The organism is Enterococcus sp. DIV1283b (assembly GCF_051710965.1).
GTDB lineage: Bacteria > Bacillota > Bacilli > Lactobacillales > Enterococcaceae > Enterococcus_B > Enterococcus_B lactis.
The window spans coordinates 953,003-966,460 of record NZ_JBIOLR010000001.1; the positions used below are offsets into that span (position 1 = coordinate 953,003).

General features: G+C 35.5%; 12 protein-coding genes. 10 read left to right on the forward strand and 2 right to left on the reverse strand.

Going from position 1 to position 13,458, the window contains the following annotated elements:
* Nucleotides 1–18 precede the first annotated feature (18 nt).
* Together IGJ53_RS04545 and IGJ53_RS04550 are read left to right on the forward strand one after the other, a co-directional pair.
* Nucleotides 19–1,305: an O-antigen polymerase gene (locus IGJ53_RS04545; protein ID WP_259741695.1), complete on the forward strand. Its 1,287-nt coding sequence runs from the start codon at nucleotides 19–21 to the stop codon at nucleotides 1,303–1,305.
* 191 nt (nucleotides 1,306–1,496) lie between these two features.
* Nucleotides 1,497–2,582, forward strand: coding sequence for an NAD-dependent epimerase/dehydratase family protein (locus IGJ53_RS04550; protein WP_259741707.1), 1,086 nt, complete (start codon nucleotides 1,497–1,499; stop codon nucleotides 2,580–2,582).
* Between the two features lie 67 nt (nucleotides 2,583–2,649).
* Here the strand turns inward: IGJ53_RS04550 and IGJ53_RS04555 are convergent, their stop codons facing one another.
* Entirely contained in the window at nucleotides 2,650–4,128 is a 1,479-nt protein-coding gene (locus IGJ53_RS04555) for a nucleotide sugar dehydrogenase (RefSeq protein WP_259741696.1), read from the reverse strand.
* Between the two features lie 265 nt (nucleotides 4,129–4,393).
* Nucleotides 4,394–5,143 (reverse strand): MurR/RpiR family transcriptional regulator, encoded by a 750-nt coding sequence (locus tag IGJ53_RS04560; RefSeq protein WP_002302187.1) that lies wholly within the window; start codon nucleotides 5,141–5,143, stop codon nucleotides 4,394–4,396.
* A gap of 142 nt (nucleotides 5,144–5,285) precedes the next feature.
* Here IGJ53_RS04560 and pfkB point away from each other — a divergent pair, with 142 nt between their 5' ends.
* The 8 genes from pfkB to IGJ53_RS04600 all read left to right on the forward strand — a co-directional run bounded on the left by pfkB (nucleotide 5,286) and on the right by IGJ53_RS04600 (nucleotide 13,417).
* Nucleotides 5,286–6,236 carry a 1-phosphofructokinase gene (pfkB, locus tag IGJ53_RS04565; RefSeq protein WP_259741697.1) on the forward strand — a complete coding sequence of 317 codons (951 nt, stop codon included), beginning with the start codon at nucleotides 5,286–5,288 and terminating at the stop codon, nucleotides 6,234–6,236.
* Nucleotides 6,218–7,681 carry a PTS fructose transporter subunit IIC gene (locus tag IGJ53_RS04570; RefSeq protein ID WP_010732186.1) on the forward strand — a complete coding sequence of 488 codons (1,464 nt, stop codon included), beginning with the start codon at nucleotides 6,218–6,220 and terminating at the stop codon, nucleotides 7,679–7,681. The genes pfkB and IGJ53_RS04570 overlap by 19 nt, the downstream gene beginning before the upstream one ends.
* Nucleotides 7,678–8,136, forward strand: a complete 459-nt coding sequence (locus tag IGJ53_RS04575) for a fructose PTS transporter subunit IIA (RefSeq protein WP_259741698.1) — start codon at nucleotides 7,678–7,680, stop codon at nucleotides 8,134–8,136. Before IGJ53_RS04570 ends, IGJ53_RS04575 begins: the two co-directional genes overlap by 4 nt.
* Nucleotides 8,133–9,107, forward strand: a complete 975-nt coding sequence (lacD, locus tag IGJ53_RS04580; protein WP_259741699.1) for a tagatose-bisphosphate aldolase — start codon at nucleotides 8,133–8,135, stop codon at nucleotides 9,105–9,107. Before IGJ53_RS04575 ends, lacD (IGJ53_RS04580) begins: the two co-directional genes overlap by 4 nt.
* A 441-nt stretch (nucleotides 9,108–9,548) precedes the next feature.
* On the forward strand, nucleotides 9,549–10,277 hold the full coding sequence (locus IGJ53_RS04585; RefSeq protein ID WP_438749663.1) for a GntR family transcriptional regulator: 729 nt from the start codon (nucleotides 9,549–9,551) through the stop codon (nucleotides 10,275–10,277).
* Nucleotides 10,278–10,294: 17 nt separating this feature from the next.
* Nucleotides 10,295–11,491, forward strand: a complete 1,197-nt coding sequence (locus IGJ53_RS04590) for an SIS domain-containing protein (protein ID WP_010732190.1) — start codon at nucleotides 10,295–10,297, stop codon at nucleotides 11,489–11,491.
* A complete protein-coding gene (lacD, locus tag IGJ53_RS04595; RefSeq protein ID WP_010732191.1) occupies nucleotides 11,484–12,479 on the forward strand; it encodes a tagatose-bisphosphate aldolase in 996 nt (331 codons plus the stop codon). Before IGJ53_RS04590 ends, lacD (IGJ53_RS04595) begins: the two co-directional genes overlap by 8 nt.
* Nucleotides 12,476–13,417, forward strand: coding sequence for a hexose kinase (locus tag IGJ53_RS04600; protein ID WP_259741701.1), 942 nt, complete (start codon nucleotides 12,476–12,478; stop codon nucleotides 13,415–13,417). The genes lacD (IGJ53_RS04595) and IGJ53_RS04600 overlap by 4 nt, the downstream gene beginning before the upstream one ends.
* Nucleotides 13,418–13,458 lie beyond the last annotated feature (41 nt).

Genomic DNA, 13,458 nt, shown 5'->3' on the forward strand with positions numbered 1-13,458 from the left:
AATATAGGAGAAGTATAAATGTTTACTCTAAATGTAGCTCTGTTACTAGCTTTATTACTAATATATTATTTAAATGGAAAGGATTTGATTTCGCCGAGTTTTATAACGGTATCTGTTTTTTTATTGAGTTCATTATTCTTAAGCTTAAAAGTAAAAGAATGGGGAGTTGAAATTACTGGGAAAACAATTTTGATTATTTTGCTATTTATATTTGTTTTTTTTATTACTGAACTATTATGCCAAACAATATATCCTAATAGTAAAAAACGAAAGTTATTACAATATAATGATATTCAATTAAGCAAAAGTGTTATTATACTTTTAATTGGTCTGAGTATTTTGATTTTATATATGTATTATATACAGATAAAAAACATTGCGGTTTTTTCTGGATACAATGAAGGAGAAGATTTATTAATTCAATACGCAAGATTAGGGTTATTACAAAAAGGTCAGACAACTACTTTATTAATTTCTATATCCTCTCTATTTCTTAGATCTTTAGCTTATTTAAATTTGTTTATATTTACTTTTAATATTACGGTACCAAAAGATGTGAATAAAAAAGAAAACATTATTTATTTATTAATACCAATAATTTATTTAATACAATATTCTTTGAGTGGGTCGCGAGGAGCATATATTGAATTTTTATCATTTTTCCTAATTCTTTATATAATCTTATATACTAAATCGAATAATGGGAATAGATATAATAAACTAAAGATTTTTTCTTATACTATAATAACATTATTAGTTTTAATTATAGTTTTTGTATATTTAGGTAACTTAAAAGGTTGGGCAGGAAAATCCATTACTGATACTTTATCTTTATATTTTGGTGGTTCAATTGCTGCATTAAATAATTTTGTAGGACAAGGGGTTCATAATAATCATTCGTTTGATTCTGGGTTAGAGACATTTTTGGGAGTACAAGATTTATTTAATAGATTGAATGGAAATGTTTCTAACGTAACTCGTATTTTGCCTTTTACCGAAATTGGTAACAGTGGGGTAATGACAAATGTATATACAGCAATAAGAAGATATTTATCTGATTTTGGTTTAACTGGTTTAATTATTTGTTCTATGATAGTTAGTTTGTTTAATAACATTATGTATACTTATATAAAAAGAAGTAATAAGATAAATTTTTTATTTATTTTTTATGCAATCAATGCTATGATGATTTTCTATCAAAGTATAGATGAACAATTTTTCGTTAGCTTTTTAAATATTACTCAAATATTTACATTTTTGTTTAGTTATATTTTATATTATATATTTATTAAACGTGAAATATAATAATATTTTACGTTAAAGGAAGTCTTTTTTTACTCGTTTTTACTATATTTCTAAAAACATTTAGAATAAATAAGTACAAAATGTTTATTTTAGAGAATAAGAAAACCATATTAAAATAATATGTCTTTAAATAAAAATATCATATATATATTGTGATGACTGTAATAAAAATAGAAAGAGAGCAAGCAATGATGTTAAATGTATCATTAAAAAATAAAATAATTTTAATAACTGGCGCAGCCGGTTTTATTGGATCAAATTTGGTTCTTGAGTTATTACGTACTCAGTCATCAATAAAAATCATTGGCATTGACAATATGAATGATTACTATGATGTCTCTATTAAGAACTATAGATTATCAGAGATAGAAGCGGAGGCAAAGAACCATCCAGGATCTACTTGGAATTTTATCAAAGGTTCTATTGCTGATAAAGCAACAATTGATTTCATCTTTGATAATTATAAACCAAGTATTGTGGTGAATTTAGCAGCTCAGGCAGGAGTCCGTTATTCAATTACTAATCCAGATATGTATATCGAATCTAACATAATAGGATTCTATAATATTCTTGAAGCTTGTCGTCATTCATATGATAATGGAGAATCCGGTGTGGAACATTTAGTGTATGCTTCATCATCATCCGTTTATGGAACTAATAAAAAGATTCCGTATTCTACAGATGATAAAGTAGACAATCAAGTATCGTTGTATGCAGCAACTAAGAAAAGTAATGAATCAATGGCACATGCATATTCTAAACTTTACAATATTCCGTCTACAGGGTTACGTTTCTTTACAGTATATGGTCCTGCTGGGCGTCCAGATATGGCTTATTTTGGTTTTACTGATAAACTTCGTGCTGGTGATAATATCCAAATATTCAATTATGGGAATTGCAAGCGTGATTTTACCTATATAGATGATATTGTTGAAGGAGTAAAGAGGGTTATGCAGTGCCCCCCAGAGAAAATTACTGGGGAAGATGGGCTGCCAATACCACCATATCATATTTATAATATTGGCAACAATACGCCGGAAAACCTATTAGATTTTGTAGATATTCTACAACAAGAGCTAATTGCAGCAGGGGTGCTACCAGAAGATTACGACTTTGAATCTCACACCGAACTAGTTCCGATGCAACCAGGAGATGTGCCGGTTACTTATGCAGATACTAGTGCGCTAGAACGAGATTTTGGATTTAAGCCAAGCACAAGTTTGCGTGATGGGCTTCGTAAATTTGCACAATGGTATAAGTCCTTCTACGAAGTATAGTTATATTTTTTTATTATGAATAGTTGTAGAAACACCTCAGATACTAATAATCTGAGGTGTTATTTTTTCAGTCTCGTTGAAATAAATCTCTGGTATAAACTTTTTCTTTTACATCATCAAGATTACTATCATACCGATTGGCAATAATACTGTGACTGATGTTTTTAAAATTATCTAAATTATTTACTACTCTTGATCCGAAAAATGTAGTGTTATTATCAAGTGTTGGTTCATAAATTACAACGGTTGCTCCTTTTGCTTTTATTCGCTTCATAACTCCTTGAATAGATGATTGACGGAAGTTGTCTGAATTACTCTTCATTGTAAGACGGTATACACCTATGATTACTTCTTTTTCTTTTTCTTCACTCCATGAACTATTGGTCTCATACGCACCAGCAAGTTCTAATACACGCTCTGCTATAAAGTCTTTTCTTGTACGATTACTATCGACAATGGCACTCATCATATTTTGAGGAACATCGTTATAATTAGTAAGAAGTTGTTTTGTATCTTTTGGCAAACAATAGCCTCCATATCCAAAAGATGGATTATTATAATGTGTGCCAATTCTTGGATCTAAGCAAACCCCGTGAATGATTTCCTGTGTATTTAGTCTCTTCATTTCTGCGTAAGTATCAAGTTCATTGAAGTAAGATACACGAAGTGCAAGGTAAGTATTAGCGAATAATTTAACTGCTTCAGCTTCTGTGAATCCCATGAAAAGAGTTTCGATATCTTTTTTGATTGCTCCTCCTTGAAGTAAATCTGCAAAAGTATGAGAGGCTTCTAGTAAAGTTTTGTCATTTTGGTCCGTGCCAACAATAATTCGCGAAGGGTATAGATTGTCATATAATGCCTTAGATTCTCTGAGAAATTCTGGGCTGAATAGAATATTTTTAGTATTGTATTTTTCACGAATGCTTTCGGTATAGCCTACAGGTACCGTCGATTTGATAACCATTATTGCTTTTGGATTGACTGCTAATACCAATTCAATTACTGATTCTACAGCAGAAGTGTCAAAATAATTTTGTTTACTATCATAATTTGTTGGGGCAGCAATGACAACAAAATCGGCTTCTCTATAAGCGGCTGCACCATCAGTCGTTGCAATTAAATTAAGTTTTTTTTCAGCTAGATATTTTTCAATGTAATCATCTTGTATTGGCGATTTCTTATTATTGATTTGTTTTACTTTTTCAGGAATAATGTCTACTGCTGTTACCTGATTGTGCTGAGCAAGAAGAATAGCAATGGAAAGACCTACATAACCAGTACCAGCTACAGCAATATTCTTCGACTGATGTTTTGTTCTGTTTGATTTATTTGATTCATTTATAAATAGATCTGTTGGTTCAAAATTTAGAACTTCGGCTAATGATTCTAATTGTTGTATTGAAGGGATAAAATCGAGAGATTCTAATCGACTAATTAAGGCGCGGTTGATACCAGTAGCTACTGCAAGTTGTTGTTGTGTCATTTTTAGAGATTTTCTAGAATCAATAATGATTTGAGCTAAACGTTTTTGAGATAACTTTTTCATGATATACTCCTTTTTGTTACTATTAATAACAAATGATTTTTTCTTCTATAACAGAATAGCTTATTATTAATAAATATGTCAATTTTTTTATTGATTAAAAAGATATTTTTTTGTTTTAAGTATTTTTATTTATTTTTTTGTTACTTAAAGTAACTTTGTAGATTGTGAATAACCTTATACATAAAAAGTTTCCGTGAGTCCCTACAATATAAAGAATAAAAAAATGTGATGTTTTAAACTGTAACCAACCACAATAAACTGCTTCTCAATTCTCCCCCATACGCAATACATAGGCATCGAGCAGAATTCTCGCGATGATCTGGAGAGGCAAGCGTGAACGTACTTCATAATCAGGGAAATACGAACCTTCTGATTTGAACCCTACGAGATTTATCTCGCAATAATCTTTGAGTGTAGAGGAATGATTGGCTGTAACTAGAATCGAACCAATCTCTGCGTCATAGCAATTCTTTGCGGCAGTGACGAGTTCTTTTGTCTCGCCGTTCAAAGAAACAAAAATAACGCTGTCTTTCTTAGTTAGTTTCCGACTGATGCTTTTGATGATTTCTGGATCAGTATGCATTTGACAATTTTTCCCTGTTAATTGAAGTTTTACCAGCATCTCTTGACCAATCATTTCTGAAAATCCTCGTGCAAAGACAAAAACCCGGTCAGCAAATTTGATTCTTTGTATTGCATCTTCAATGTTCCCGATTTCCAACATATTGATCGTACGTACCACTTCTTGTTCATTTTTTAGAATGGCTCGACGGATACCTTTGTCTACTTTATCTAAGAAAGAAAAATTGATGTTCTTGTTTTCTCCTTCTTTTAGATGGTGCTTAAACGAAGTAAATCCTTCATAGCCTTTCTTCTTCATTGTCCGCACAATGGTGGCTGTTGAGACATTTGCTTGTTCACTTAGTTTCACGATGGAGTAGTTAGGGATCTCTAGGATGTGGTGTTCGATAAAGTTCCAGAGGTACTGTTCTGTTTCACTTAATTTGTGATCCATATTCTTTCCTTCTTTCACCAAAAGTTAGTTAAAAAATAGCACGAGGTGTTTATAAATGTAAAGGTTTTCTTTGTGTTGGAACGATTAAGAAAACATTTTCTCTTTCGCGTATTTCATAATAGAGTCAAGGAGGTCATTGGTTATGTCTATCTACACATGCACGATGAATTTGGCAATTGATCTATTTATTGAAACAGAGGAGATGCATCCTTTTATGGTAAACCGCACAAAAGAGGATGACATTCAGGCAAACGGAAAAGGGGTGAATGTGTCACTAGTATTAAAGATGCTAGATTTCCCAAGTACGGCACTAGGTTTTTCTGCTGGTTTCACAGGAAAATATATAGAAGACTATTTACAGAAGAAACAAATCCAAACAGAGTTTATTGAAGTGCCTGGTATGACGCGTATCAATGTATTTACACAAGTCAATCAAACGAAAGAAGAATACAAATTAGTGAATCAAGGACCTGAAATACCGCAGGCAGCTGTCCATAATTTTTTAAATCAAATAAGAGCATTACAAGCAGAGGATTACCTTTGTGTTTCTGGGAGTTTACCAAGAGGAATGTCTCCGAAGGTTTTAGTGGAAATCAGTCGGATTTGTCAGGAAAAGGGGATTCATTTGATTATTGATAGTAGTGATCAAGAGGTCATGGATTGTTTGCCCTATCGACCGTTTTTGCTGAAACCGAACGAGGAAGAACTTTCTTCTTGGTTCGGACGAAAAATGGTTACAGATGAAGATTACTTTGTTTATGGACAACGATTAGTAGAGTTAGGTGCAGAAAATGTTTTGTTATCCCTCGGGGAGAAAGGAGCGATTCTTTTTACGAAAGACAGGGTGATTCGAGGAAACTCGCCAAAAGGAAAAGTTGTCAATACAGCATGTGCAGGTGATGCCATGTTAGGCACTTTTTTAGCAGGATACATGAATCGACGACCGCTTGATGAAACGTTACGTAAAAGCATAGCAGCAGGCAGCTCTACTGCTTTTCGTAAAGGACTGACTGATTTTTTGGATGTGGAGGAATTAAGTAAACAAATCAAAATCAAGGAAGAGAGGTTCGAAAGATGGGAAAATATAAACTAATTGCAGCAACCGGTTGTCCGACAGGAATTGCACATACCTACATGGCGCAAGAGGCATTAGAGCAAGCAGCTAGGAAAAAAGGCATCACGATCAAAGTGGAGACCCATGGACAAATTGGGATCGAGAATGAATTAACGGCTGAAGAAATCAAACAGGCAGATGCTGTCATTATTGCCGCAGACAAAGATGTCCATTCAGAAAGATTTGCGGGAAAACGAGTCATTGATGTTTCTGTCAGTACAGGAATCAAAGATGCACAACGGCTGATTGACGAGGCATTGGCAGGAAAAGGGACCATCTTAGCAGATAATGAAGCTGTTGATACTTTAGAATCAGAAACGATAAGTGGTGCTAATTTTGGTCGCAGCATCTATAAAAATTTGATGAATGGTGTCTCTCATATGTTGCCTTTCGTGGTAGCTGGCGGAGTATTGATTGCTATTTCATTTGCCGTTTGGGGAATCTATTCTTTTGATCCAGATCATGCACAATACAATGCTACAGCGGCGATGTTAAAAACGGTTGGCGATGCAGCAATGGGGATGATGGTTCCAGTTTTAGCAGCTTATATTGCAGAAGGGATCGCGAAACGTCCAGGGTTAGTCGTTGGATTTGTTGGTGGAATCGTGGCCATGAATGGCGGTACTGGATTTTTAGGAGGTATTTTAGCTGGGTTCTTAGCAGGTTATTTTGTCTTATTTTTGCAAAAGCTACTGACAATTTTACCTAAACAACTAGATGGCTTGAAGGCAATCTTCTTATATCCAGTTATTGGTGTAGCGTTTATTGGCATCGTGATGTCTTTGTTGGCGGGTCCAATGAAGGCTGTAAATGAAGGAATGATGAGCTTTTTAGCTGGATTTGAACATTCGAATCCACTTGTTCTTGGCGTGATTGTTGGTTGCATGTGTGCGTTTGATATGGGAGGACCGATTAATAAGGCGGCATATGTAACAGGTACAGCTCTTTTGGCACAAGGAAACACGAGTTTTATGGCTGGCGTGTCAGCAGCTTGCATTGCACCACCGTTGATTACTGGTTTTGCAACTTTATTGTTTGGTAAATATTTTGATACTAATGATCGTAATGCAGGTTTGGTTAATTTTATTTTAGGATCAACTCATATTACGGAGGGAGCTATTCCGTTTGCTGCGAAAGACCCGATCCGAGTATTACCAACGATGATGTTAGGCTCATCAATTGCTGCTGTCTTGACCTATCTGTTTGGTGTCCAAGTACCAGCCCCACATGGCGGTTTTTTAGTGTTACCTGTAGTGACGGGAAAAATCCAATGGATTACAGCGATTCTTATTGGTTCAATCGTTGGTGGAGTGATACTAGGTTTGATCCAAAAGAAAAGAGTAACTGATGAAGACAAGAAGATGGATAATAAAGCAGCAAATCGTACAGTTATCGAAGAAGGAAGAGCAGGAGGCTTATCATGACAATCATTCATGAAGAGAACATTTTTTTACAACAGCCATTAGATAGTCAAGAAGAAGCATTTCAGTTTTTAGCAAAGCAAACATTCTGTTTAGGAATCGCTCATGACGAAAAAGAAGTATATCAAAAACTTCTAGAAAGAGAAAAAGAAGGTACTACAGGAATAATGTCAGGTTTTGCTATCCCTCATGCGAAGTCTCAAACAATCAACGAACCTAGTTTGATTATCATCACACTGAACAAAGGAATTGAATGGAACAGTTTAGATAGACAGTCAGTTGATTTTATTTTTGCGTTATTTATCCCAGATTCAGAAGCAGGAACGACTCATTTGAAATTATTGTCTCTCGTTGCACGATCATTGATGCGAAAAGAGGTTACAGAACAGTTGAGAGCAGCAAAATCAAAAACAGAAATAGCCGCAATATTAACTAAAGAAATAGGTGAAGATATATGAAGAAAATGAGTATAGAAAAACAGGAACGTTTGAAGCGATTGACGGATGAAGCTGGAATTATTAGCGCGTTAGCTATCGACCAGCGTGGTGCTTTGAAGAAAATGATCAACCAATATAAAGAAGCTACATCAGAAGATATCATCCAATTTAAACAGATGGTTTCTCAGTACCTGACTCCGTATGCTTCCGCTATTTTACTCGATCCAGAATATGGTCTGCCTGCAGCAGCGCTTCGAGAGAAAGAATGTGGCTTGTTGCTAGCTTATGAAAAAACCGGCTATGATGCGAAAATGCCAGGCCGACTACCAGATTTACTGAATAGTTGGTCAGTGAAAAGGTTAAAAGAAGTGGGTGCGGATGCTTGTAAATTTTTATTGTACTATGACGTTGATGAACCAGTAGAGATTAATGTGCAAAAACAAATAGTTATAGAACGGATTGGTTCAGAATGCGAAGCAGAAGGCATACCTTTCTTTTTAGAGATCCTTTCTTATGATGCCACTATTGGCGATCCGTCTTCTCTTGCCTATGCAAAAGTAAAACCGCATAAAGTTATTGAAGCCATGCGAGAATTTTCAAAAGAACGTTATCAAGTGGATGTATTGAAAGTAGAAGTGCCAGTGAATATGAGATTTGTGGAAGGATATGGGCAAGAGACTTGTTATAGTCAAGCAGAGGCATCCACGTATTTCTATGAACAATCGAAAGTGACTGAACAACCGTTTATTTTTTTAAGTGCGGGAGTCAGCGCTGCACTATTTCAAGATACATTGCGTTTTGCAAAACAATCAGGTTCGACATTCAATGGTGTCTTATGTGGACGAGCAACATGGGCGAAGGGAGTAGCACCTTTTGTTACCGAAGGCGAAGAAAAAGCGAGTAGTTGGATGTTAGAAGAAGGAAAACAAAATATTAAAGAATTAAGTACACTATTAGAAGAAACAGCGACATCTATTTATGTTAAGAAATAAGAAAAAGAATTGTCTGAGTGACAGATTCGAAAAAATAATTAGTTATTTAAAAAAATGTTTGTCAAATTTTATAGAAAAAAAGTATAAAACTGCAAAAGTTATCTAAAACTATTAATAACATTTGTCATTAATAAGCTATTTTAGGTTGTTGTAAATGATATTGGAAGTAATAAAACGATAGTTGTAGGAATATCATAGGGATTAATGTGGATTACGCTGCTCGATAAGTTAGTCCATTTTGACGGATCGCTTATGTGGTTCGTCTTTTTTTCTGTTCTTTTATTGGTAACTGGTATTTTTAAGGTATCTTTGTCTATTCAAACTATAAAACTTCGGATCGTTGTTATAATAGCTTTTTTGGTCTAAAAAACCTTTGACAAATGATTAACAATTCACTATTCTTGTGTTGTGGTTATAACCAGTAAAGAAGAGGTAATTTTTATGGAGAGCTCAAATAAAGGAAAATCATTGTATTATCAACTAGTTGATTTATTGAAGGATCGTATCGAAACACAGATGACTCCGCATGATAAGCTGTTATCTGAAAGAGAACTTTGTCAACACTATGGGGTGAGTCGTACCACCGTACGTCTGGCTTTACAGGAATTGGAAAATCAAGGTTATATTTACCGAAGACATGGAAAAGGTACCTATGTCTCTGATTTGTCTGATAAGTCATCGAACTTAGCTGGAGCATATAGCTTTATAGAAGAAATGCGCGAAATAGGGCGCGTCCCTAAGACGGTCATTTTAGAATTTAGACAAATGGAAGCTAATAAGAGAATTGCTAAGAATTTGAACATCCATTTAGGTGAAACTGTATTTAAACTTAAAAGATTGCGTTTGGCAGATGAAGAGCCATTGATGGTTGAGCGTTCTTATCTACCGGCGAAGCTATTTATGGGACTTGATTTGCCGTTACTTGAAAGTAAACCGTTGTATGATGTGTTTTCACAGGATTATGAACAACAAGTTCAATTAGCTGATGAAGAGTTTTATGCAAGTATCGTGCAAAAAAAAGATGCTGTTGTGCTACGAATCGCTGATGGCGCTCCCGTCTTACATCTGACGAGGATAACCTATAACGTGAAAAATGAGATTATCGAATATACGGATAGTGTAGCAAGAGCGGACCAGTTTCATTATAAAATTCGGCATATCCGAAAATGATTGAGAGGGAGAACAACATGTTTGAGCTATCGAAGAACAAATTAAAACAAATAGGTGCAGCAATCACGACACAAGAAATAAAACAACAACCAGATCTCTGGAAAGAAACAATCGATAGATTGATGCAAAGCCAAGAAAATTTAGCTCTATTTTTTGATCAAATAAAAAAAGAAGCAAACGGAAGAAGAATACGTGTTATTTTTACGGGTGCAGGAACGTCTCAATATATTGGGGATACGCTCTTACCCTATCTAAATGAACATGGAGACAATCAGTTTTTTATCTTCCACAGTTTTGGCACGACAGATATTGTAGCTTCACCAAAAGAATTTTTGTTTCCAAATGAACCGACTTTATTAGTTTCATTTGCTCGCAGCGGCAACAGTCCAGAAAGTGTAGCGGCTGTGCAAATTGCAAATAAACAAGTTGAAACATTATTTCATTTGACGATTACTTGTGCTGAAGAGGGGATGTTGGCAAAAAACGCACAGGATGATAAACAGAATTATCTGTTATTGATGCCAGAGAGAGCAAACGATGCAGGTTTTGCTATGACAGGAAGTTTTACGTGTATGTTATTGAGTGCTTTATGGATCTTTGATCAAACAGCAATGGAGAAAAAAGAAAGATATCTTGAACAATTAGTTACAATCGGTCAAGATCTTCTTTCAAGAGATCAAGAAATTCAAAAGTTATTACCTGATTTTTTTGAACGGATCGCTTATCTGGGTTCAGGAAGTTTGGCAGGTGCGACAAGAGAAGCACAATTAAAAATTTTAGAATTAACAGCAGGTAAAGTTGCTACAATTTTTGATTCTTCGATGGGATTCCGTCATGGACCAAAGTCTTTTTTAAATAGCGAGACACTCGTTGTAGGTTTTGTGAGCAATCAACCATATACGCGAAATTATGACTTAGATATTTTAGAGGAAATAAAAGAAGATCGGGTCACTGCCAATGTCATTGCGATTGCGCAACCGGGTACTATTGATTTCTCAGGTATGACTGTGCTATTGGAAGACTCGGTGAGTAAATTGCCCGATGCCTATCTTGCATTAGCGATGATTATGACTGCACAAATCATTGCACTCTATACTTCAATCAAAGTAGCTAATAAACCAGATACCCCATCTCCAACAGGCACGGTCAATCGAGTAGTCAAGGGCGTCATCATTCATAAATATGAAACCGAAGGAGAAATGACAGATGAATGAAGAAAAAAATAGGGCAATGGAGAGACTATCAACAAAAGATGGAATTATTAGTGCATTAGCGATCGATCAGCGTGGTGCTCTAAAAAAAATGATCAAATCGTTGGGAAAAGAGCCAAGTGAAGACCAAATCAGTGAATTCAAAGAACTAGTATCAGCTGAGCTGACACCCTATGCTTCTGCTATTTTATTGGATCCGGAATATGGATTGCCAGCAGCAAAAGTCAGAGCAAAAGAGACGGGGTTATTGTTAGCTTATGAGAAAACCGGCTATGACACAACTACGCCTGGTCGTCTACCTGATTTATTAGCGGATTGGTCTTCTCTCAGATTGAAAGAACAGCAAGCGGATGCAGTAAAATTCTTACTTTACTACGATGTTGATGAAGCACCCGAAATCAATCATTTGAAGCATGTGTTCATCGAACGTTTAGGTAGTGAGTGTGAAGGAGAAAATCGTCCCTTCTATTTGGAATTAGTTTCTTATGACGCACAAATAAGCGATAGTTCTTCTCCAGAGTATGCAAAAGTCAAGCCCCACAAAGTTATTGAGATGATGAAAGAATTTTCTGATCCAAAATATAAAGTTGATGTATTGAAAGTAGAAGTACCTGTCAATATGAATTATGTGAATGGCTATTCCACAGGTGAATTTATTCACAGCAAAGAAGAGGCTGCCGCCTTCTTTAAGGAGCAAAGTGAAGCGACTCCATTACCATTCATTTTTTTGAGCGGGGGTGTTTCAACAGAATTATTTCAACAAACACTGATTTTTGCTCATGAATCGGGTTCCACATTCAATGGTGTATTGTGTGGACGTGCGACATGGAAAGATGGGGTCAAAGCATATGTCGAAAATGGAAAAGACGGAGCTATTCATTGGTTAAGAACAAATGGGAGAGAAAACATCGAGACTTTAAATAAAGTAATAAATGAAACCGCTACCCCTTGGTTCAATAAAGCAAAAAGCAAAAAGGTGAAGATGAAATGATTACGACAGTTACCTTGAATCCTTCCATCGATATCGCTTATACAGTTGAAGAATTAAACCTCGACAAAGTCAATCGAGTTGAAACAGTCAATAAAACAGCGGGAGGAAAAGGAGTGAATGTGGCGAGGGTTCTAAATTTATTAGGAGAAGAGGTGATAGCTACTGGTTTAATAGGTGGCCAGCACGGTGAATATCTAAAGAACCAGCTAGATCAGTTAGGGATCATGCATCAGTTTGTTCCAATTAAAGGAGAGACAAGAGATTCTATTGCTATCCTGCATGGTTCGAGACAAACAGAGCTTTTGGAACAAGGCCCCTTCATAACAAAGAAAGAACAACAGACATTTACCGATCATTTTGAGCAGCTCCTCGAAATATCAGATATTATGACAATCTCAGGAAGTTTACCCCAAGGATGTCCTCTTGATTACTATAAGCAATTGGTTGCTTTAGCTGATAAAAAAGGGAAAGACATATTACTAGATACCTCTGGTAAATTTTTGCTTGAAGTATTGAAAGGTAAGGAGAAGCCACTACTTATCAAGCCCAATCTGGAAGAACTAGGAGAACTGATTGGCCAACGTATCTGTTCTTCGATTCAATTAGAAAAAATTCAGTCCTTATTAGCTCATCCAATATTTGAAGGAGTGCCATGGGTTGTTGTTTCTTTAGGAGAGAGAGGTGCTATAGCAAAAGTTGCTCAGTGTTTCTACGAAGTCATTATTCCTAAAATATCAGTTGTTAATCCTGTTGGTTCAGGTGACGCGACCCTTGCAGGATTGGCCAATGCGTTATCAAAAAGGCAATCAATCGAAGAGATTCTCGCATTTTCTATGGCTTGCGGCATGGCAAACGCGCAACAAGAGAAAACTGGCTGGATCGACCCTATAAAAGTTAAGATGTTGATGAAACACATTCAAGTTAAGAAAATCAAATGAACTTAAATATAAAAGAAAGCGTTTTCTTTAGCTGGGAGGGA